The organism is Pantoea allii, assembly GCF_046529425.1.
GTDB lineage: Bacteria > Pseudomonadota > Gammaproteobacteria > Enterobacterales > Enterobacteriaceae > Pantoea > Pantoea allii.
In genome coordinates this window covers 83,170-103,127 of sequence record NZ_CP125960.1, presented here as the reverse complement: position 1 = coordinate 103,127, position 19,958 = coordinate 83,170, and the positions used below count along the sequence as shown (strand labels likewise).

At 53.1% G+C, this 19,958-nt stretch carries 23 protein-coding genes; 21 read left to right on the top strand and 2 right to left on the bottom strand.

Annotated elements, in window-relative coordinates:
* Nucleotides 1–6 precede the first annotated feature (6 nt).
* Both psiB and QNH99_RS23100 read left to right on the top strand, forming a co-directional pair.
* Nucleotides 7–441 carry a conjugation system SOS inhibitor PsiB gene (psiB, locus tag QNH99_RS23105; protein WP_410517789.1) on the top strand — a complete coding sequence of 145 codons (435 nt, stop codon included), beginning with the start codon at nt 7–9 and terminating at the stop codon, nt 439–441.
* Nucleotides 438–1,166, top strand: coding sequence for a plasmid SOS inhibition protein A (locus QNH99_RS23100; protein ID WP_410517788.1), 729 nt, complete (start codon nt 438–440; stop codon nt 1,164–1,166). The genes psiB and QNH99_RS23100 overlap by 4 nt, the downstream gene beginning before the upstream one ends.
* Nucleotides 1,167–1,284: 118 nt before the next feature.
* On the opposite strand, the gene QNH99_RS23095 is transcribed toward QNH99_RS23100, so the two are convergent.
* Nucleotides 1,285–1,845 carry a hypothetical protein gene (locus QNH99_RS23095; RefSeq protein WP_410517787.1) on the bottom strand — a complete coding sequence of 187 codons (561 nt, stop codon included), beginning with the start codon at nt 1,843–1,845 and terminating at the stop codon, nt 1,285–1,287.
* A gap of 124 nt (nt 1,846–1,969) precedes the next feature.
* Between QNH99_RS23095 and QNH99_RS23090 the strand changes: the two genes are divergently transcribed.
* The 4 genes from QNH99_RS23090 (at nt 1,970) to QNH99_RS23075 (ending at nt 4,499) form a co-directional block, all read left to right on the top strand.
* Entirely contained in the window at nt 1,970–2,206 is a 237-nt protein-coding gene (locus QNH99_RS23090; protein ID WP_410517786.1) for an antitoxin, read from the top strand.
* Nucleotides 2,207–3,000: 794 nt separating this feature from the next.
* On the top strand, nt 3,001–3,264 hold the full coding sequence (locus QNH99_RS23085) for a hypothetical protein (protein WP_410517785.1): 264 nt from the start codon (nt 3,001–3,003) through the stop codon (nt 3,262–3,264).
* Between the two features lie 97 nt (nt 3,265–3,361).
* Nucleotides 3,362–3,610, top strand: a complete 249-nt coding sequence (locus QNH99_RS23080) for a hypothetical protein (protein WP_088900965.1) — start codon at nt 3,362–3,364, stop codon at nt 3,608–3,610.
* Nucleotides 3,611–3,677: 67 nt separating this feature from the next.
* Complete coding sequence (locus tag QNH99_RS23075) at nt 3,678–4,499, top strand: DUF932 domain-containing protein (RefSeq protein ID WP_410517784.1); 822 nt, start codon at nt 3,678–3,680, stop codon at nt 4,497–4,499.
* A 48-nt stretch (nt 4,500–4,547) separates the two neighbouring features.
* Here QNH99_RS23075 and QNH99_RS23070 read toward each other — a convergent pair whose 3' ends face one another.
* Nucleotides 4,548–4,877, bottom strand: coding sequence for a hypothetical protein (locus tag QNH99_RS23070; RefSeq protein WP_410517783.1), 330 nt, complete (start codon nt 4,875–4,877; stop codon nt 4,548–4,550).
* Between the two features lie 239 nt (nt 4,878–5,116).
* Between QNH99_RS23070 and mobA the strand changes: the two genes are divergently transcribed.
* The 15 genes from mobA (at nt 5,117) to QNH99_RS22995 (ending at nt 19,927) form a co-directional block, all read left to right on the top strand.
* Entirely contained in the window at nt 5,117–5,458 is a 342-nt protein-coding gene (mobA, locus tag QNH99_RS23065) for a plasmid mobilization protein MobA (RefSeq protein ID WP_410517782.1), read from the top strand.
* Nucleotides 5,458–7,431 carry a TraI/MobA(P) family conjugative relaxase gene (gene traI, locus QNH99_RS23060; protein WP_410517781.1) on the top strand — a complete coding sequence of 658 codons (1,974 nt, stop codon included), beginning with the start codon at nt 5,458–5,460 and terminating at the stop codon, nt 7,429–7,431. The genes mobA and traI overlap by 1 nt, the downstream gene beginning before the upstream one ends.
* Before the next feature lie 108 nt (nt 7,432–7,539).
* Complete coding sequence (locus QNH99_RS23055) at nt 7,540–7,833, top strand: helix-turn-helix transcriptional regulator (protein WP_410517780.1); 294 nt, start codon at nt 7,540–7,542, stop codon at nt 7,831–7,833.
* 180 nt (nt 7,834–8,013) lie between these two features.
* Nucleotides 8,014–8,352: a TraY domain-containing protein gene (locus QNH99_RS23050; protein WP_410517779.1), complete on the top strand. Its 339-nt coding sequence runs from the start codon at nt 8,014–8,016 to the stop codon at nt 8,350–8,352.
* 612 nt (nt 8,353–8,964) lie between these two features.
* Nucleotides 8,965–9,387: an HNH endonuclease gene (locus tag QNH99_RS23045; protein WP_410517778.1), complete on the top strand. Its 423-nt coding sequence runs from the start codon at nt 8,965–8,967 to the stop codon at nt 9,385–9,387.
* Complete coding sequence (locus QNH99_RS23040; RefSeq protein WP_410517777.1) at nt 9,380–9,949, top strand: hypothetical protein; 570 nt, start codon at nt 9,380–9,382, stop codon at nt 9,947–9,949. The genes QNH99_RS23045 and QNH99_RS23040 overlap by 8 nt, the downstream gene beginning before the upstream one ends.
* A gap of 55 nt (nt 9,950–10,004) precedes the next feature.
* Nucleotides 10,005–10,745 (top strand): hypothetical protein, encoded by a 741-nt coding sequence (locus tag QNH99_RS23035; RefSeq protein WP_410517776.1) that lies wholly within the window; start codon nt 10,005–10,007, stop codon nt 10,743–10,745.
* 380 nt (nt 10,746–11,125) lie between these two features.
* Nucleotides 11,126–11,509, top strand: coding sequence for a hypothetical protein (locus QNH99_RS23030; RefSeq protein ID WP_410517775.1), 384 nt, complete (start codon nt 11,126–11,128; stop codon nt 11,507–11,509).
* Between the two features lie 51 nt (nt 11,510–11,560).
* On the top strand, nt 11,561–12,190 hold the full coding sequence (locus QNH99_RS23025) for a hypothetical protein (protein WP_410517774.1): 630 nt from the start codon (nt 11,561–11,563) through the stop codon (nt 12,188–12,190).
* 556 nt (nt 12,191–12,746) lie between these two features.
* Nucleotides 12,747–13,769: a TcpQ domain-containing protein gene (locus QNH99_RS23020; protein WP_410517773.1), complete on the top strand. Its 1,023-nt coding sequence runs from the start codon at nt 12,747–12,749 to the stop codon at nt 13,767–13,769.
* A 66-nt stretch (nt 13,770–13,835) separates the two neighbouring features.
* Nucleotides 13,836–15,554 carry a PilN family type IVB pilus formation outer membrane protein gene (locus QNH99_RS23015; protein ID WP_410517772.1) on the top strand — a complete coding sequence of 573 codons (1,719 nt, stop codon included), beginning with the start codon at nt 13,836–13,838 and terminating at the stop codon, nt 15,552–15,554.
* Between the two features lie 6 nt (nt 15,555–15,560).
* Nucleotides 15,561–16,922 (top strand): type 4b pilus protein PilO2, encoded by a 1,362-nt coding sequence (pilO2, locus tag QNH99_RS23010; protein ID WP_410517873.1) that lies wholly within the window; start codon nt 15,561–15,563, stop codon nt 16,920–16,922.
* Nucleotides 16,909–17,334 (top strand): type IV pilus biogenesis protein PilP, encoded by a 426-nt coding sequence (gene pilP, locus QNH99_RS23005; RefSeq protein ID WP_410517872.1) that lies wholly within the window; start codon nt 16,909–16,911, stop codon nt 17,332–17,334. Before pilO2 ends, pilP begins: the two co-directional genes overlap by 14 nt.
* 11 nt (nt 17,335–17,345) lie before the next feature.
* The gene (locus QNH99_RS23000; RefSeq protein ID WP_410517871.1) at nt 17,346–18,863 is read left to right on the top strand and encodes an ATPase, T2SS/T4P/T4SS family; all 1,518 of its coding nucleotides are present in this window, start codon (nt 17,346–17,348) and stop codon (nt 18,861–18,863) included.
* The gene (locus QNH99_RS22995; protein ID WP_410517870.1) at nt 18,860–19,927 is read left to right on the top strand and encodes a type II secretion system F family protein; all 1,068 of its coding nucleotides are present in this window, start codon (nt 18,860–18,862) and stop codon (nt 19,925–19,927) included. The genes QNH99_RS23000 and QNH99_RS22995 overlap by 4 nt, the downstream gene beginning before the upstream one ends.
* Nucleotides 19,928–19,958: the final 31 nt, after the last annotated feature.

Below are 19,958 nucleotides of genomic sequence, written 5' to 3'. Positions count from 1 at the left end.
AACATTATGACAAATACCACTAATTCCGATCTGGCTTTGCTGAGCACGTTGCACCCCTGTGAATTCGAAGAATGGCGGGAACGTGGCCAGAGCGAACGCCACGTTCTGACCTGCGCCGTTATCAGACAGCTTCCCCTGCCGGAAGGCTGGACGGTTAACGGTGAATACGGCAGCGAATTTGGCGGCTTCTTTCCGGTGCAACTGCGCTTTATGCCACCGGATGAGGCGTTTTGCCTCTGTGTGTGCAGCCCTGGAGAAATCTCCAGCGAGTGGCTTGTTGTGTATGTCTCAGCGGACGGGGGGCGCGTGCGCGACGTCCTCCGGCTGACGCCGTTCGATCCGTCGCGCATCAGTGCCGTTCTCGCTGCAGCGGCGCAGGTGTGTCTGCTGGAGTACAACGTTACCGGGCTGGCGGATTACCTGGCGGAGATAAACGTATGATCCCGACAAACCGGTCACTGGTGCCGCTGTCGCTCAAAAGGCGGGCCGCCATGCAGGCGATTGCTGACGTTGAGCAAAAATCAGCGCGCAGGATTTACTGCGCTGAATACCCTTACGCACGGGCGTTTTTCCGCTTTCTGATGGGCAGTAAGCGGGTAACGCTGAAGGAAGTTCGTGTGTTCTGTCCCTGGCTACAGAAGTCTGATTTTCGGGGGCGAAAACAGTCGTGGCTCAGGGCCATTGATATGCTGATAGTGAGTGCAGGAGAACACTGCCCGCTACCGCTCAGCGGCTATGAGGTCTGGGATATTTTCCCTGAAAAACGTTTCCGGAAGACAGAACGGCAGCGAATGAAAACAGCACTACGGGAGGAGAAATATTCCAACCAGATAACACGCCAGGCTCATGACCAGGAACGTGCTTACCTGGCAGCCAAAGCTCAGGCCGAAATCGATCTGGCCTTTCATACGCCGGAAACGGTCGGTAGCTGGGTGTCACGCTGGGCGGATTCGAAGGTCAACCATTACGATCTGGAAAGTATGTTTCACCGATGGAGTGAGCGTTTTCCTTCGATGAAACAGCTAGACCGCTGGATGCTCAGAGGTGAGCCAGTTTGGAGACTGGGCGTTGAGGCGCGGTTTCTCTCAGACGAATCGACGCAGGCCGTGCGGGAGATGGACAGATGGTTGGTTCCGAACAAGCTGATGCCCGGTAAGGCGGCATGAGGTATGAACGTGGTTCCTTAAACTACAGTTACAGAATACTGAATTTTACCGCGTCAGTCCCACCAGACTCGGTCTGACGCAATTTTTAAAAACGTAATAATACTTAGCGTTCTGATGATTAACGCATTCTACGAGGTTTAGGCGCTCTTGGGTCCGCAGGATGCCTTAGATCGTGCTCTAATTTTTCAGGACAATTTATGTTTAGTACTCTGCCTACATCATGCCAGGTAAAATAGCATTCCCGTATTTCCACGCGCGCAGGGCTTGCATCAAGAACTTTTTGAGCATCGTCGATACTGAAGGGGTAGGGGAAGTTCTTTTCATTTGCTTTATCAAGTACGTCCTGCGCAGTACTTATGATTAGAATTCCGCCCACATCCTCCCAGATAAAATAGCAGTTTCCAAGGTTTACGCGCGCTGGGCTTGCATCAAGAACTGTTTGAGCATCGCTGATACTGAAGGTATGGGGAGAATTCTGTTGATTTGCTGAGTTGAGTACATCCTGTGCCTTATGTATGGTTAGTAATCCGTTGATATCATTCCAGGCAAAAATGCATTGCGCTATTTTAATGGGGGCAGGGCTTGCATCGAGAACTTTCTGAGCATCACTGATCCTGAAGGGATAACGGAAACTTTGTTGATTTGCTGCATTCAGTACGTCCTGCGCCGTATGTTTCATTTTAGCTCCCTATGTTAATTATTTCTTATCAATAACACTTCCTGACTTTATTTGAAATAACTGACGTCGTTAAGCGGTAGATTTCTGTAAGCAGTCAGACAGTATCACACCATCCGGAGGACATATGTCAGTCACAAAACTGAGGAAGCAGGGCAGGGGGCTTGTTCTGACCATTCCTGATGAGGTAGCAGAAAGGGCTGGCTGGACCGCTGGCACACTCATGAACATCACCACAGATGGTGATGCCGTTAATATACGCCCCTCCCGTCGGGTACCGCGTGGGCGGAAAACTGTAGCGCAGCTACTGGCAGGGATTGACCAGGACGAGATCCGCCTGTTAAACGCTAAAGTCACTGGCTAAATACAGTACTAAGAAAGCGTCTACCTTCAGGGGAAACAGTATTGATTAACCCGCCCCGCCCTAAACGGCACGTCTTATTCTTCTGAAGACTGCGCGGTGCAGCTGCGTAGCCAACACCTTAAAAGCCGTACAGACCCGGTGCTGACGCACCGGTCATGTCCGTCTTTTTTGTGCCTGTCATACGTTATCTGGTCATCTGAATTTTATCACCCGGCTTCCTTCGATTTGCTCACTTTCACTGACTCAAAAGCCACTTCACGGGCAGGGCCATGGCCCCCTTCGGCTCCTGCCCTGGCGGGCAGTCGTCAGCCTCACTCCGCTAAGGCGGCGCAGCCGCCAAGCTCCGCCGAACCCGCAGGCGGGTTCGTGTAGAGTCTGATGGCGAAGGTCAACGTCAACGGCTGCTGACGGCTGGCGCCGTCGCTTTCACCGCCCCGGGAAAGGGCCGCCGTGGCTCTGTGGTCAGCCCGCGAGGCGGGCTGCAAATTCCCCTCCTGACGCCTTTCCCGCTGTTCCGGCCGTGCCTTACGCGGAGGGCTGGTCGTAGCACCGCCGGTTCGTGCAGAAAGGGGTGAAATGTACGCCGCCAAAAACTTTTCGCCAGGGGCCGCAAAAACTTTTTGTCGTCGCCCCTTTATGCCCTCTCTTCGTCGTCGCAACTCTGCCCTTCGCCGCGAAAGGCCAGACCGGAAAAAGAAAAAAGCCGCGTCAGAGGAAGTCTTTTTCGGCACCCGCAGCCCTCCGGCCAGACCGCAGCGCGCTGCACAAACCGGATCTTACAGCATGAGGATTTCATGATGAAAAACGTATCAGCCCCCGGCATCCCGGACACGCAGGATCTGCCCGTCGATGCCTTTATGGACCTGTGCGATTACGTATGGACGCACGGCGAATTCCTGGGACCGTCTGGTCTTTCGCGTGATGATTTTAACGGGCTGGTGGTGATTGATGAGCCGACAGAAGAACCGGACGCGCTGAAAGTTTACATGCGCGATGGCTGGCCGGTCGCCGTCTACGAATTTGATATCGGTTACACCGTTATCCGCCGCCCGTCCTGACGGGCTGAAAGGAAAAAGGGCGGAAATTCCGCCCGTTCACCCCGGACGCCACGACCAAATGACCGTCCGGAACGTCAACAGCAATAAGGAGTAAATCATGAAAACTGCTGACCGCAGCATCATCACACCCTCCGCCGGGTATGTAAAGCCCGCCGGAAAATCATCTCATACGCGCCATCGTCACACCGATCCGGATGTGCGTGAGATTCCGGATGAAATTCGTGCCCGTGTCCGTCATGTTGCGCACTGCGTCCGCAAGCGCAGAGCCGTTCGTGTGCCTGCCATGAGCAGCAGTGAATGGGGCCAGTTTCTCCGTTCGCTGGAGATCCACCGGGCTGTTGCCTGACTGAGTGCCTGCCGTCCCTAAACGGGGCGGCGTTACCCGATAATCTCTAATCCGGAGTGTGCTAATTATGGCCCGTTTATTCGGTGGTTTTCGTTCTGCAAACAGCATTCGTCGCGACCGTCCACTTACTGATGATGAGCTGCGTCAGGTTGTTCCCAGCGTGTTTTCTGAAGACAAACATGACTCACGCAGCGACCGCTACACCTATATCCCTACAAGCCATATTCTGACGCGCCTGCGTAAAGAAGGTTTTGAGCCGTTCTATGCCTGTCAGCAGCGCGTACGCGATCAGGGGCGTGTCGGTCATGCAAAACACCTGCTGCGCCTGCGTCGTCGCGATCAGATTCTTGCCTCAGAAGTCTCGGAAATTATTCTGCTGAACAGCCATGACGGCAGCAGCAGCTACCAGATGATCCCCGGACAGTTTCGCAGCATCTGTTCCAACGGCATGGTTTGCGGAGAAGTGTATGGCGAAATCCGTGTGCCGCATAAAGGCGACATTATCAGTCAGGTGGTTGAGGGGGCTTATCACATCCTTGATCGCTTTGAGACAATTGAACATTCACGCGACGAAATGAAGCTTATCCGGCTTGACCGTCGTGAACAGGTTGCCTTTGCAGAAACGGCGCTGGAGTTTCGCTATGATGGCCAGCATATTCCGATCACGGCTGATACAGTTTTGCAGCCCCGCCGCAAGGCAGACAACCCGGATGACCTCTGGACTGTTTATCAGCGTACCCAGGAAAACATCATTCGTGGCGGATTACGTGGCCAGACTGCAAAGGGCGCAGTGACAAAAACCCGTGCGATAAACGGCATTGACGGCGACATAAAAAACAACCGTTTTCTGTGGTCCCTTGCCGAAAAAATGAAAGAACTCAAATCCTGATTCCTGAAACGGGGGCACTGAAAAGCCCCCGTTTTTTTGGGAGAATAATCACTTCGTTACCGCGTCACGCACCTCATTACCTGCACCGGTTCCTGCACTTCTCGCCTTCCTGTCACGCGCCTGTTTTTTGGCTTTTCCATTCTCTTTAATAACATCAGAAATGGCCTTTTCACTGAAACCAAACTGCATGTCATCCAGCGCTGATTTTATATCTTTTGCGTTATAGCCCTTTTCCTTTGCCAGCATCAGAATCGTGCCGCGAAGGCTGTCCAGAGCTTCATTTCTGGTAATGCGTGTGGGTGACAAATCCGGCAAATTTTCCAGCCGGGATTTTGCCTCGTTTATCTGTTCCTGCGTGAAAAACTGGTGTGTAGCCATAAAACCTCCTGGTGGGAAAACCTGAAAACCATGATTCTGCCGCGAACCCGCGGAAAATTCCAGCACCTGCCTCCCATGACGCCATTTACTTCATGGCGCTTTAGTGCCAAAATTCATGTTATGAATTTAAAAGCGGGACAGGAAATGTTTTGTCATTACCGTCTGCACGCAGACAGTAACGCCAAAACGACTGGTCAGGGCTTTGCCCCGACACCCCGGTCCCGAGCTGAGGTTGAGTTATGGCGAAAAGTGAAAAGCGTCAAAGGAACGTGATTGTCCAGCTTCGATGTACCGAAGCTGAGCTGGAGGCCATCGACAAAAAGGCCGCCTCAGCTGGGCTGACGCGTTCAGAACTGCTACGGCGATCTGCGCTCAACCGGCGCATTACTGTGCTGACCGATATCCGCATGATGAATGAAGTCAAACGTCTCGGTGGACTGCAGAAGCATCTCTTTACGCAGATGGAGAAAAGCATGACAACTGAACTGAGCCGCCAGTTTTCTGACGTGCTTGTGGCCATCACCCAGACACTTAACGCTCTGGACATGACGCCGGTACCGGCTGAAGAGATAACAGACTGATGAACGTCATTATTCCGCCAAAGCGTCGTGACAAAAAGACCAGCTTCAAAAAGCTGGTTGAGTACGTCAGCACGCGTCAGGAGAAGAAGGCCAGCGATATCGTCACACCGGATGGTACAGCGGAGCATACCCCCGATACTGAGTACGTGACGACTCCCGGATTCGGGCAGCTGGTAAACTACGTCGGACGTAAGAGCACAGCCTCCGTCACTCAGGTTCACAGCATTTCACCGGAGGGCATCCAGCGAGTGTCTTCCGGTGAGGTGCTGTGCGAGACCAACTGCTGGTTGCTGGGTTCTGCTGCTGCAGAGATGAACATGACCGCCATGCAGAACCGTCACTGTAAGGATCCGGTTTATCACTTCATCCTGAGCTGGCAGTCAGACGAAAATCCCTCCGATGATGCGATTTTTCAGTCCGCGCGTTACTGCCTGGAAAGCCTGGGCATGAAAGACCATCAGTATGTCGCTGCCATTCATAAAGACACTGACAATATCCACTGTCACGTCTCCGCTAACCGCGTTCATCCGGAAACGTTCAGGGCGCAGAACATGTGGAATGATGCGGACACGCTGCAGAAAAGCTGCCGCGTACTGGAGCGAGATTTAGGCTTCAAGGTCGACAACGGCAGCTGGCATATGGATGAGTTTGGTGACCTGCACCGTACCCCACGGGACATGCCCGCCGCGCCGCGAGGTGCAGCACGCCGTGAGATTTTTTCCGACCGTGAAAGTCTTCACGGTTACGCCGTGCGTGAAATGCGCGACGTCATCAGCAAGGCACAGCAGGATGACCGGCTTGACTGGCCATGGCTGCACACCATGCTGCATACCCGTGGTCTCGGTCTGCGTGAGCAGAGCGGCGGACTGGCTGTATATGATCTGCTTCAGCCTGATGGTGTGAGCGTAAAAGCGTCTGACATCCATCCGGCCATCAGTCTGCCGGCCATGGAGGCAAAGTGTGGTGAGTTTTCTCCTGCACCGCCGGCATTCAATCCGGAGCGACCGCAGGATGGCATCACCGGTATCCTGAGTCACTACAATCCCCAGCTTCACGTCCGCGATCAGGATTTGCGTCAGGAGCGTCGGGAGGCGAGGGCGGTGGCCAGAGAAATTCTGCGCGCCCGTTTTGACGCCTACCGTGAGGGCTGGGAAAAACCGGACCTGAGGGCACGTGAGCGGTTCCGTCAGATCCAATCACACTGTGTGGCCATGAAAGCACATGTCCGTAAGACGGTCCGTGACCCGCTGCTGCGCAAGCTGATGTACCGCATGGCGGAGTTTGAAAAGATGAAAGCCATGGCCACTTTACGGCTGCAGCTGCGTGAGGAACGCCAGGTGCTGGCGGATACCGGCATGTTCAGGCCACTGTCATGGAAACAGTGGGTGGAGCGTGAAGCGGTAAACGGTGATATTGCCGCACTCAGCCAGATGCGCGGCTGGGCCTATCGCGAAAAACGCAAAGCCCGCCAGAGTGAGAAGAAGAGTGTCACCCCCGGCGCCGTCATTGTCTGCGCTCATGGTGATGACGCGCCGATTTTCCGCTCCAGTGAGCATGACACGCAGCTGCACCGCGACGGTTCCGTTACCTACCTCAGAAACGGTCAGCCCGCTGTCACGGATTTTGGAAACAGGGTGGAGGTGTATACCTCCTCTGATGCCCGGTCTGAGCGTTTCAATAACGATCTTGCTGTTGCCCTGACAGCCTGGAGAAGTGAAGGTGCCCAGTTTGTGAAAGGCAATGCTGACGCAGTCAGGAGAGTGCTGTATTCCGGTGCGATGCATAATCTGCAGGAGAATGACGGCCGGCGTTTCACCGTCAGAGACAGTCAACAGCAGAAAAGCGTTTCAGTCACGGAGTCGTTCCAGCGCAAACAAGGCCAGGCCCTCGGGCAGCCTGCTGTTCAGATTGAGCAGGCGAGGCCACAGAACGATGAAATCATTCGCCCTGACGGGAAACTCCCGCGGCCTTAAGGAATTATTCAGATGTAGTAAACGTAAGAGAAGTGCCAAGTCGCTGATTGCACAGGGGTGAAGGCCTGTACAACCAGCTAACCATAACAACCTGTTGAGGAGGCTGCCATGGCTGCCGTCGATCCTATTCATTTTTCCGCCCTGAGCAAGTTTTTTCCTGAACTGACTGAACTGCAGTCAGTCCACGTCTGCATGCTCGTATTTGCAAATCTCACCGTTGAAGAGCTGGCCGAATTCAGAGGCGTGGCACGGAACACCATCAAAGAATCGGTGGAGTCCATTCAAAAGAAGTTACGGGTGGATTCGTTAAGCGATCTCCGGACACTTGTTATCAGTCGTGTACTTCTGGAAATTGCCGTATTCATGATTCAGAAGTCCAACCCAAAGCACGATAAAATTTGATTTAAATATACTTATTTTCAGGCCTGCAAAAATATTTGCAGGCTTTTTTATTTATATAACGATAAAAATCAAATACTTATATACACCCTGCCTCTGGAGGCAGGGTTTACATAATTAGGACCATTCTTATCTAATGGCGTCAGCTTACAAACTCTTTACATACGTTTACAGGACGTCGTTATGGTTCTCCAGCCAGTTGATAATAAGGCCGTACTGATTCATCTGCCACCTGGTGTCAGCAGGATACTCAGCCAGGCAGCTCGTCGTTCTGGCCGGAGTAATACCCGTGAAGCGCTCGTCCGGCTTGAAGATCACCTTATTTCGGTTGCTGATCTGGCAACACCGGGGAAGTCAATTCTGATTAACCTTCCTCCGGAGCTGGAAGAACTCCTGACACAGGCGGCGACTCTGTCTGGTCGCAGCAACGCTCAGGAAACACTGATACGTCTTGAAGACCATTTAAAAAAGTCTACCGACCTCGCCACACCAGGGCGTTGTTTTGAAGCTGAAAAGAATTAAACAATATTCTGGCTTCACCGGCATGAATAATGCCGGATCTTTTTATTCTGAAATTATGCGCATCCGCGCATGACATTGTTTTAAACGAATTAGCCTCCGCTCTTTAACAATGTGACCGAAACCCTGATCTCAAGGTCCTCTCTTGCCGGCATGCAGTAACGGTGCGCGGAAGATGTCCGGAGGCTCTGTCATGGCCTGCATTACATCAGGGGAACCCGTATTCATACGGGGTGGTTTAATAAGAGGAAAGAGGCTGAGAATATCCATTTCTTCATTACCTTTTATTTTGCCAACGGCACATCTCAAAGTCGGAATTAATGAACGTAACCGTCAGCCCCCTACGTACAAATTCGATGTATCCAGTTCGACCGGCGTATTGACTACGTCAGGCCCCGGCGCGCTAAGACCGGGCATAACCTGTATCTGGAGAAGATTAGCCCTGCACTGTTGTGCGGTCGCGAACGGGCATACCTGGCGGTTTACTTCCTTAAAACGCAAAGTGACACAGAGCAGTCTGTGCGGGCCCACTCTTTCGGGAGTGGGTCAGCCCGGAACAGGTTTATCAGCTTATAAACAGTAACGTCCGCAGAGGCGTACTGTATTTCGGGGGAAATGATGAAGCTTACAAAACGAAAGCGTGAAGAATTGCGTAAAACTTACGAAGGATGCTGCGCCTTCTGTGGGATGGAGCTTCCTGAACAGGGATGGTCTGCTGAACATATTGGTGAAAAATACGTTAAAGGCGGTCTGGTTACCGTATGTACTGAATGCCGCACCTCTAAGGGAAATTTATCACCTGAACGTTACCGGGTCGCTCTTACAGAACAACTTGAACGGGCGCAGCGGCACAGCAGTAATCTGCGCCAGGCATTGCGATTCGGTCTTGTCATCGCTGTTAAAAAGCCCGTTAAGTTTTGGTTTGAATGCATCAGTGAAGAACAGCCCACGCCCTCCAAGCTTATGAAAGATAACATTCAGCCACTTTTCAGAACGCGGCACCTTTCTCTCAGGGCAAAAAGGGAAACACATGAATGAACCTGGGTTCCGTCAAATCTGTCTGCTCGCTCCGGTTCATTCCCCTCTGGTTGTCTCTTCATGTTCAACACACCACAAAGACCTCAGCGTGGGTAAAAACGGTCTGGAGACGGTCCGTTTTCACGTTCAGGCCTGGCATTACACGCCTGCCAGAGGGGCGTCAGTAGCATCAGCACTGGAATTATCTGCCCCACTGCCTGAATCAGACACGATTTATCTGTCTTCTCGTCGGGTCATCGACATTCCGCAACGGCTCAGTCGCGCCGGTAAGGCTGATCTCCTTTTAGAAGGCCGGGCAGGTTCGTACCCGGGTGTCCCAGTCATTTTTAGCAGCAGCGGTACCGAAGGGCAGTTTGGGGCTTCCCTGACGTCTTATGTGTTCACGAGAACAGGCATTATGGATTTTGACATCATCGGGCAACTTCCTTCCAGAAACAGCGATATTCCTGAAGACAAGTTCCGGCTTACAGGCAGGATCAATCTCAATGCCGGAGAGACGATTCTCACTCTTCACGCTGTACGGGACAGCTGGCTTATCTGGCTTATCAGCCGGGAAATTTAAATAAAACGCTGTTTCCGAATCTTAAACCTGACTTCTTAACAGAAGGATGACAACGATGCATCCAGTGAAACTGGGCGGGCCTGCTGTGAAACTGTTTAAAATTATCGTCCTGCTTTCGGTCATACTTCTGGGCGCCTGTGACGATAAAGAAGCCCGCTTTGAAGTGGCAAAAACACAGGCGCTGAAAAATCCCGAACCCTGGCAGGCATACGCCCAGATTGGTGGTGATGCAGTTATAATTTTCAGGTGTGAACCCAACGAGTCTTCCTGCCTGAAGGACCCCCTCCATAAATACCATGACCTCGCACTTACGTTGTATACCTCTGCATTAAAGCAACATTCTCCTGCCGCCTTCGTGGACCTCTTCACCCGACCAGTCCCGCCTGTTGAGCTCAAAGGCCGGATGCCTGAACTGGCGGCAGAGCTGGTGAAAATGGCGGCCAGTTCCCGAGGCGATCAGGCATCAAAAGACATTCTAAGGGTCGCGGGCGGTCTTTTGCAGGAAGGTAAATGGGTGGAAAAAGACAGTGTCCGCGCAGCGGCATTTTATGCAAGGGCGTGGAATGCAGGTGACAGCTATGCCCCTGCCAGCCTGAGTCAGCTTTACAGCGCTCAGCATGATGATGCCAGCGCCCTGTTATGGCAGTTCCGGTGTACCGGTATCTGTTACAGCAGGCTGGCGCATGAAGATTTACCCGCTTCTTTAAGTACACGCCAGATTCTCAGGATTGAGTCGCTCGCCAGAGACCACAGCATCCTGACAGTAAACGGGCAGGCTGACTGGGAGGCGAAATGAAACTTTGGCTTAAAGCGTGTTTCATCGTGCTGTGTTTCTCAGCTTCCTTACCTGCTGTTGCCGGCAGGAGTTACTCCAGTTCATCGTTCAGGTCATCATCAGGTTTTGCTGCGCGCAGTCCGTCTTACAGATCTTCATCAACCCGTTCTGCACCGACTTACAAAAGTTTCAGGCCCGCGCAGAGTAACAGCCAGACAGCAGGAACACAGAGAGCCAGCACTTCTTCATCCGGGTACCCTGTCTATTCTGCGGCAACGACATTCTCAGGGGCATCTTCCAGTACAACACCGCGTCAGTCTTTACTGAGCAGGCGCGGTTCGCAACCGTCTCCCCGGCTTCAGACCATTATTCGTGAGAGGGAGTCAAGTGGTCCGGGCTGGATGGGAACGGCTGGTCTTGTCTGGTTGCTGAGTCAGCATGAGCTGTCATCCAGTGACAGGGACTGGATAAATAGCCGACTCAGTGAAGTCAGAAGCGAGAACGCCATTGAGCCGGCTGAAGCTGTTAACGAACAATCCGACGTCAGTTTTTACTGGTCATATCCTGCACACATTGTGAATGGTCAGTCAGTAAAAATCAGCATTTCCGCGGTGCGTCATGGCAAAGCGATGTTACCCGTGTGTGAACTTGGCGAGTTGAAAAGCCAGCCAGACAACAACGTTGCCGTTATTACCTGGAAACCCGAAAACACGGTTTCTGCCGTCGTTACCTGCCGGGCGGAAGGATGGGTAGATCAGCGCCTGCTGAACGTCAGCCCGCACTGACACGCATTAATCGTTAGTGCTAACAATTATCTTTCCAGCAAGGATTACAACATGAAACCCTTACTCATGGCCGGTCTGTTCCTGTCATTCAGTCTTTTTCTGCCAGCTGTCAGCTTCGCCAGTGATACCCCGGTTAAACAAAGCGCTGAACCCACACCGGGTACGTTTATCTGCCATGACTGCATTAACGTAAATGTGTCCGTATGGCAGTTTAAGCCTTCTGATTTGAAAGCGCAGATCGATATGCTTACCTCACTTTCTAAACTGCAATCGCCCCCTGTTTTCTATGGCCCGGGAAGTACGGGAGGTCCGACTGTCATCTTCCCAGGATCGGGACACACCTTTATAGACAAGATTGACCATCTCGGTTCGCTTCAACAGAGGCTTGACTGGAAGGCTGTTACAGTGTCCGGTCATCCGCTGCCTCTGGCCATTAGTTCTTTAGCCGGGAATTACAGCGCCGTTCTCACCATTAAAAACTTGCGCCAGTCATGGAGTCCTCAACCTTTTAACGGACTGATTCATTTATCCCTCCGTGCTGATGCTCCGGCAAATGGTAATTTTGAGACTCTGGCCAGCGAGGGGCAGGTGTTGGTCATTAATGGAAGTGAGATCCTCAACATGCAGCCCTTATCTGATGGCAGTTATATCATCTGGATCATTCAGGCTAACCTCTTGTAATACACCCGGGTCGGATTTTTTTCCGGCCACTAATTTCGATAATTTCTGCAACGCACAGCCCGCTCTTAACAGTGGTCTGTGCGTTGTGGTGAATGCGGCCAGCGCACGTGGGAAAACCAGCAGCGAAAACTCACTTTACGTCAAGTCTGAAGTCACCGTCCCGGGTTTGCCGGTTTACACGGGGCACCGGGAGGCACCCGGCATCACAACCCCACAGTTTACAACGGAGATTTCTGCCATGAAGCAGTAGCACGGTCAGACCGTGGCCAAATGAGCCAGTGCAGCCGTCATGAGGCTGCCCCGAGTCCCCCGAGGGAGCCAGATGCAGGTACGAACTGCAATACACGCTGGTGAGGGTTAAGAAAGAAGAAGGTGTACCGGTAAAGCAGCGCGACGGCCAGACTCGCACCGGTCATCAGCCGCAAGCGCGCACCGGTTATCGGTGGCAAGCGCGATGAGCACCCAAGGGCATGGGCGTGGCCACTACGGTAGTGGCATCCATCTAACCAGTCATTTCCAGCAAGCCGTATCCTCCCTGCTATCCGGAGTCTTCACTATGTCATTTACCGAACGGGCAGGGCTGCTAACGGCACTGCTGCTGACCGGCTGTGCATCGCCGGCTGTTATTTCCGGTCCGCCTTCAGGCAACGTGGTCGATGGTCTGCTTACGCGCAGCGCCGCTGACATCAGCGCCATGCAGTACCGTGTTTATCAGAGTGGTCCCACAGCGAAAAGACCCATATCAGCGTCTGCTGTGACCTCATTGATGCCCCTGCCTTCCCATTCAGTCCCTGTAACGTCGAAGGTTAGAAGCCATCAGACTATGCCAACTGAACCGTTCGGGCTTTCAGCCGGCCCCTCTGATAACTTCATCCGGCAGGGCGGGGCGGCTCCAACGCTCAGGGCCGCATTGCGAAAAATTGTGCCGCCCGGCCAAAACGTTGTATTCACTGCCGAGGTCAAGCCGGACGCACCAGAACTGTGGCAGTGGTATGGGAACGATCGCTGGCCATATGTCGCCAACAGAATGCTGTCCGGCAAAGGTCTGCGGGCAACAATCAATAACGCCACGCACACCGTGACAATAGGACCAGAGCAGAAAGGACAGTCGGTAAAAACGGCCTCTCCGTTGCCCGTCTTAAACAGAAGCGTGCCGGTAATGCCGGACATCAGGGCAAAAACGGTTACCGGACGTGACCCGTTCAGCGACGACCGTCTTGCGGCTAAAAACAGTGGGAGGGTCGTCAGAGAGACGCCTGTCGTGCCTGCTTATGTTCCCCCACCGGTTCCTGTTATACCCGTTAAGCACTGGCGCATTGAAAAAGGCACCACGCTACGAGACGGGTTTACATTATGGGCATCCGCAGAGCAGTGCAGTCCCCAGAAACAGTGGCAGGTACGCTGGGACGCTAATGCGAATTACCCGATCGACTACCCGCTCAGCTTCTCTGCAACCAGTTTTGAAGAGGCGACACGCCAGCTTTTTGCATTGTGGAAAACCGCAAAGATTCCGCTCTTTGTCGACGGATACGGTGCGCCACAGTGCCTGATTGTCGTTCACGACAGCCACGGTATGTAGGTGTCCTCCTGACGCCGCCCGTTCTGCTTTTGCCGCCCTGCGCGGCGTATCCAGGAAATATCATCCATGAAACCTTTTATCCGCCTCATGCTGGTTGCCGTGCTCTGCGTGGCGAACTCGGGCTGCGCGTTTAAACGCATCAATGACGTTGACCGCTCGGCGTCTGCTACCGGCGACCTTGCTTCGTCCCTCCTGAAACAGGCCACCGAAAACCGGCCGGTCGTGCAGTTCAGTAACAGCCAGTTTGTTAATCCAGTGCCTCTGCCGGTAGCGAAATATGACGCTCCCCCGGAGATCGTTAACTGCCACATACCTTATCTGACCAAATCACCACAGGATATCTGGCAGTTCAGTCAGGATGTTGCAACGAACTGTCATCTGCGTGTCCGCGTCACACCGGATGCGGTCGCTGTTCTCAGCAGTCAGGGAGATAAAAGCGGTTCTCCCACACAGCGACTGACGCAGGTGCCATCACCGGTTATTACCGGCGCGGACGGCATGCGCCCTCTGGATTCATTCGGGAACGGTGTCAACGAGAGAATGTCTGCCCAGTCATCTTCTGGCAGCGGCTCACGTAAATTTTCCGGGATCAACTACGACGGAAAACTCGGTGGATTACTGGATATTGTCACTGCCCGGCTTGGCATTTCCTGGAAGTATGAAAATGGAATGGTGACCTTTTTCTACCTCCAGACGGCCCGGTTCGATATTGAGCCGACGGACGCAAAATACACGCTTACCGGTTCTGTCGTCAGTGGTGTGTCAAACAGCTCCTCCTCTGACGGATCGACAGGAGGAGGAGGGGGGTCAAATAACTCAGGGGGTGTAACAGGTCAGAGCGGAACGAACCTCAAATCCGATGTCACCATGGGAAATAACCTCTATGCTGACCTGAAGTCGACCGCTGAAAGTATGCTGACCCCCGGCGTCGGCCGGCTCGATATGAACAAAACCACCGGAACAGTGGTGGTGACCGATGTGCCCGAGGTGGTTAAGCGCGTTGGCGATTATCTGACTACCGAAAATACGGCATTGAGCCGTCAGGTAAATCTCAAGGTCGTTATTTACTCCGTCAACAGTGATGCCAGTGATAACGTTGGCATAAACTGGAACGTCATCTATAAAACGCTTGCGGGCAAGTACGGTATTAACCTTGCCGGGCCCACAAATCCTGTGGGCGATGCAGGAACACTCAGTTTCTCCGTACTGGATACAGCAACAGGCGCTGCCCGACAGTTTGCCGGATCTCAGTTCCTTCTTGATGCGCTCTCCAAGCAGGCAAAAGTGGGGGATGTAAGAACTATTCCTCTTATGACCACCAACATGGCTTCCGCTTCAGTCGTGGTGGGGCGCCAGATAACGTATCTGAAAAGCGTCTCCACTACTGCCATCGCCAGCGGAAGCAACACTGTACCTACACAGACACTGACGCCAGGATCTGTCACGACCGGTACCAACATCACTATATTCCCTAAGATCCTCAGTGATGACCGGATGATGCTGAATATGTTCCTGAACATATCCAGTCTTATCAGACTTCGCGACATTTCCTCCGGAAGTAGCGGAGACAAACTGGAAGCGCCGGATATTGATTCCCGTTCTGTACCTCAGCGTGTCTGGCTGAAACCCGGTCAGACGGTTGTCATCAGCGGTCTGGAGCAAAATGTGGACAACGCCAGTAAAGAGGGACAGTTCTCTCCGGACAATCTTGCGCTCGGCGGTAACCGATCAGGTGAGAAAACCCGCCAGTCATTTGTTATCACCGTCACTCCCTTCATCGGGTAGGTCAATATGAAAAAATCAACAACCGATGGGGGGCCATTACCCTCACCGGAGGCCGAACACATTCATGTGCTGACCTTTCATCAGCGGCGTTTTGTGGTCGGCCTGGTCTGGCAGACCATCCGGGCTCAACGCAATCCCATGAAGGAAATTCGTCGGGTCGGTAAAGAGAGGGGACTTGACCTTGTTGCCGTGCGTCAGAGTGACAGTATTCAGGCGGGGTTTGCACCTAAAACCCGCCTTAGACTCCGTGGGGCCTATTCACTTACTGTCGCGTTGAGTTCTCTGCTCAGAGAGTGTTGCATTGCGGTGGTTCCGGTTGGTACCGGGCCTGACGGCGTGGCGCACTATACGCTGGTCGGCAGGCTGGAAAAGGGTGGGATTCATCCCTTTTCAGACCAGATTTATACCGAGGATGAACTGTCGCAAAAGGTTATCGACCTTAAGGATGAGCTTCGCGGCGCAAGGGGAAATCTCGACATTCCTGTTTACGGTGCGCTGACGACACCTGGTGTAACGCGTGAGCTGAATTTCAGCGAAGTACTTGAACCGTCAAGTCTTAAACGGCAGTTTCGACTCAGGCCCCTTACGTGGGGCATGACGCGCGGACAGCTGATTGCGGCTGGAGGTATTGCCGGTATTGCATTAGCCGGTGCGCTGGTCTGGCTTCATATCGAGCATCAGCGTGAAGAAGATGAGAGGCTTGCACGACTGCGTGAAATAGCCCATCAGGCAGAAGTTAACCGGCAGGCACGTTACAAAGCGGCGCTTGATGGCCTCAAGCACCCCTGGACGGAACAGCCCTCGGTGGCCACGTTCATCAGTCACTGCCGGGGAATGCTCGACAAAATTCCACTTTCAATAGTGGGCTGGATGACGACCAACGTAATGTGTATGCCGGATCAGGTGAGTGTTCAGTCATTGCGCCGGACAAATTCCGCAGCCACCACCGCGGCCTATGTGGCGGCTGTTAAAAAGCTGTTCGGCGTAACAGCTGAGTTTAACTTTAAAAACAGCAGCCTGACGTCATTTACCCTCAGACAGACTCTGCCTCCCGAGGGCGACGATCCCATGGTGCCGGTGGGCGAACGTCTGATGAATTTCATCTCATTATTTCAGGCACTCAATATTGACCTGGGCGTGTCATCTGTCCCGATAAAAGACGTCAAGGAGAATAAGGAAGGAGAAAAACTGCCGTTGCAGGACTGGCAGTCGTACACATTCAGTGCTTCAACGGACATCACTCCCGAACTCATTTTCCCCGGCAATCAGTACACAGGTATACGCCTTTCCTCCATTGCCATTGACATCAATACCTCCAGTGGCTCCAACAGTTACAAGATTTCAGGAACGCTTTATGGAAAACGTTAAGTACACCTTGCTGTTTCTGCTTGCGTTCGGCGGCGCTGCGCATGCTGCAGAGGAAGTCAAAACGGTTGGTGACATCGATCGCCTGCAGAGTGGAAGAGTCCTTTATGAAGCGCAGGCCGCTTACAACAAGGCCAAGAATGAAGCCGGTGCGGGAGATTCTTTCTCACAGCCGGTGACACCCGTTCAGGGTGGTGCTCAGCCAACGTCGGGCGGGCCGGCAGTCGCACCGGTAAACACGATGCCGTCACTTGAAAAAATTGTCGGTCAGGAGGCCACACTGCGTCTGGCAGATGGTTCATTGGCCACCGTCAGGGCCGGGGATTCGCTGAACGGGTTAACCGTTGTCTCTGTTTCGGTCAGAGGCATCGTGGTGCGACGTAAAGCAGATAACAAGCTGCTTACGCTTAACTGAGGGCCCTCCTTATGATTACGCTGAGTGAAAAAACGCACAGTCTGTTGCCGCTGGAAAAACCCCTAAATGGTCGAAGCGTCTCGCCGAAAATACGTGAAAATATCCGGCTTATCCGCAACAACCAAAATGAAGACCTGTGTCTGTATGTGCTGACTGAGCTTGATCAGGACACGGAGTTTCTTGACCTGAGGCAGTATCTGAGAGAACAGAAACTGCAGGCCGGCGTAAGGTTCTGCGACCGCGAGCAGTTGTCAAAAATTTCAGAACAGTTCAGTGCCACGTCAGACTCGCTCACCAGCGCGAGTGATTTCCAGAATGAAAATCTCAGTCTGATTGAAGAGGCAACAAAGCGTCGTGGCTCGGACATTCACATTCGCATTGAATCCACTTTTACCCGGGTGCTCTACCGCATTGACGGCAATTTAAGACGTGTACGAACCGAGTCGGTGGAGTGGGGGGAGCGTGTCTGCAACACGCTGTTCAACTCCATGAGTGAAGAGCACAGTCAGCCCGTGCTGAGTTATACCGAACCCTGTGTCGCGCGTGTAAGGGAGGAGTTCGTCAATGCGTATGGCCTCAGCACCGTTCGTTTCGCCAGCCGCCCTGGCGGGCAGGGCAAGCTGGCTGTTGCGCTTCGTCTGGTCAGCCGGCGTAAGCAGACGCTGAAATTTGACCAACTGGGCCTGACTCCCGCAGAGGAAATAACGCTCCGGCGTCTTTTAACCAGTTCCGGGGGAACACTCTTCAGTGGGCCAACCGGGCACGGCAAATCGACCATCTGTCAGTGTTCTGCAGAATTTCTCGCAGCCGAGGATGAAGGCGAGAACATTCTGTCAGTGGAAAGTCCCGTCGAGTCCCCCATTCAGGGGGTTTTTCAGACGCCCAAGGGCAAGCAATCCATGGCCGAAGCCATTGCAAACCTGCTGCAGATGGATCCTGATCGTCTTTACATCGGTGAGATACTCAATGCCGGTGCGGCACAGGGCTATGTTGAGGCTATTCACACAGGTACGCCTGCACTAACAACCATACATACCCATTCACCTGCCGACATACCTCAACGACTCAAGCGCTTTGGCATCGATGAGGATTTGCTGTTTGATCCGACCATTATTTGTGGTCTGGTCGGCCAGCGGCTCGTTCCCCTGCTTTGCCCTGAGTGCAAAATACCCTGGGAGGAAGGAAAAGAGAGTATCCGGCCAGAGATGCGCAGTCTTGTCGAAACGTTTACCGTCACAGCCAATGTTTTCCTGCGCCGTCCAGGCGGCTGTGAGTGTTGTGGTAAGACGGGGGTGGACGGTCGTATTGGTATATTCGAAGTCATTGAGACTGACAATGTGTTTATGCGGCGCTATGCCGAAGAAGGGAAAATGTCGGCCTATCTGGGCTGGATTGCTAAGGGTGGGGTGACGCTCTGTCAGAACCTGACAAGGCTTATCAATGAAGGACGTGCCGATCCGGTTTGGGGGCATCGGCGAATCTGCAACCTGAACCGGGACGCCAGGATCAAAGCGGGGGAGGAAATGTGAACCGTTTTAACCGATTTCTTTACCATCTTACCTTTAGCGCCCAGGACCGGATTGAGCTTTACGATGAGTTCCGTCAGTACCTTCTCGACGAAATACCCGCGGATGATATCTTCGATAAGCTTATCGCCAACTACACACGACGGGGTAAAAACCCCAACAATCCCATGGCGCAAATCCTGCAGGAATGTGCGGATAACATGAGCAGTGGCTTCAGCCTGGCGGATTCACTGCGCGAATGGCTGCCGGATCAGGAGGTCAGCATTATTGATTCCTGTAACCTGACCGGGAAAGCAGCGGATGGTTTTAAGAATGCGGCAGACATTGCCGACGGAACCGGCAGGATGGGTAAAAGCCTGAAGGTGACTTTTATGGCCACCGCCTGGGTGGTCATGATGCTTTTCGGCGTCCTCAGCGTATTTTGCATCATGCTGGTACCGGCCATCTTACAGATGGTTCCCCTCAGTCAGTGGGGCGGACTACAGACAGGTGTTTATTACCTGTATCTGCTTTTAACCGAATATGGGCTGCCGGTGCTTGTTCTCGCTGCAGCAGTTGTCTGGTATGCCTGGTTCTCCCTTCACCGCCTGACCGGGCGGCTGCGCTTCTTTCTGGACCGAATTCCTCCCTGGTCTGTTTACCGGCGAATGCAGGGGGCGGTGTTCATTCTCAACATGAACGCCATGCTATCCGCCAGCATTCCGATGGAGCGTGCGGTGAAGAGCATGATTGACGCCACCCGTTCAGCCTGGCTTAGAGAGCGGCTTCATGCGCTGGAGAAAGCCCTCAGTGGTGGTGAGAAAAATCTGGGGCAGGCACTTGACGTCACCGGATACGACTTTCCTGATGAACGCGCCATTATCAAGATGCAGACTCTCTTTGAGACCGGGAACAAAGAGGGCTCTCTGAAGCGGTTCGCGGACTTATGGCTGAATCGAACGGTCGAGGATGTTGAGAAAACGGGTGAGCGCATTCGCAACTGGAGTGTTGTTCTCGCTGGAGTTGTCATCTCAGGCCTCATTTTAATTATGTTACCACTCATACAGCAGGCCGTTATCCACAACTGACAGCCTGTAAGAAGCATTCACTTTTCTCCAT

Bases quoted from the DNA above. Each gene is read 5' to 3' on its own strand.
- QNH99_RS23095 (WP_410517787.1), bottom strand. From the start codon at position 1,845: ATGAAACATACGGCGCAGGACGTACTGAATGCAGCAAATCAACAAAGT.
- QNH99_RS23070 (WP_410517783.1), bottom strand. From the start codon at position 4,877: ATGGCTACACACCAGTTTTTCACGCAGGAACAGATAAACGAGGCAAAA.
- QNH99_RS23050 (WP_410517779.1), top strand. From the start codon at position 8,014: ATGGTTCTCCAGCCAGTTGATAATAAGGCCGTACTGATTCATCTGCCA.
- QNH99_RS23055 (WP_410517780.1), top strand. From the start codon at position 7,540: ATGGCTGCCGTCGATCCTATTCATTTTTCCGCCCTGAGCAAGTTTTTT.
- mobA (WP_410517782.1), top strand. From the start codon at position 5,117: ATGGCGAAAAGTGAAAAGCGTCAAAGGAACGTGATTGTCCAGCTTCGA.
- QNH99_RS23030 (WP_410517775.1), top strand. From the start codon at position 11,126: ATGGGAACGGCTGGTCTTGTCTGGTTGCTGAGTCAGCATGAGCTGTCA.
- QNH99_RS23040 (WP_410517777.1), top strand. From the start codon at position 9,380: ATGAATGAACCTGGGTTCCGTCAAATCTGTCTGCTCGCTCCGGTTCAT.
- traI (WP_410517781.1), top strand. From the start codon at position 5,458: ATGAACGTCATTATTCCGCCAAAGCGTCGTGACAAAAAGACCAGCTTC.
- QNH99_RS23090 (WP_410517786.1), top strand. From the start codon at position 1,970: ATGTCAGTCACAAAACTGAGGAAGCAGGGCAGGGGGCTTGTTCTGACC.
- QNH99_RS23045 (WP_410517778.1), top strand. From the start codon at position 8,965: ATGATGAAGCTTACAAAACGAAAGCGTGAAGAATTGCGTAAAACTTAC.
- pilO2 (WP_410517873.1), top strand. From the start codon at position 15,561: ATGAAAAAATCAACAACCGATGGGGGGCCATTACCCTCACCGGAGGCC.
- QNH99_RS23015 (WP_410517772.1), top strand. From the start codon at position 13,836: ATGAAACCTTTTATCCGCCTCATGCTGGTTGCCGTGCTCTGCGTGGCG.
- QNH99_RS23035 (WP_410517776.1), top strand. From the start codon at position 10,005: ATGCATCCAGTGAAACTGGGCGGGCCTGCTGTGAAACTGTTTAAAATT.
- QNH99_RS23025 (WP_410517774.1), top strand. From the start codon at position 11,561: ATGAAACCCTTACTCATGGCCGGTCTGTTCCTGTCATTCAGTCTTTTT.
- QNH99_RS23075 (WP_410517784.1), top strand. From the start codon at position 3,678: ATGGCCCGTTTATTCGGTGGTTTTCGTTCTGCAAACAGCATTCGTCGC.
- pilP (WP_410517872.1), top strand. From the start codon at position 16,909: ATGGAAAACGTTAAGTACACCTTGCTGTTTCTGCTTGCGTTCGGCGGC.
- QNH99_RS23100 (WP_410517788.1), top strand. From the start codon at position 438: ATGATCCCGACAAACCGGTCACTGGTGCCGCTGTCGCTCAAAAGGCGG.
- psiB (WP_410517789.1), top strand. From the start codon at position 7: ATGACAAATACCACTAATTCCGATCTGGCTTTGCTGAGCACGTTGCAC.
- QNH99_RS23020 (WP_410517773.1), top strand. From the start codon at position 12,747: ATGTCATTTACCGAACGGGCAGGGCTGCTAACGGCACTGCTGCTGACC.
- QNH99_RS23000 (WP_410517871.1), top strand. From the start codon at position 17,346: ATGATTACGCTGAGTGAAAAAACGCACAGTCTGTTGCCGCTGGAAAAA.
- QNH99_RS23085 (WP_410517785.1), top strand. From the start codon at position 3,001: ATGATGAAAAACGTATCAGCCCCCGGCATCCCGGACACGCAGGATCTG.
- QNH99_RS23080 (WP_088900965.1), top strand. From the start codon at position 3,362: ATGAAAACTGCTGACCGCAGCATCATCACACCCTCCGCCGGGTATGTA.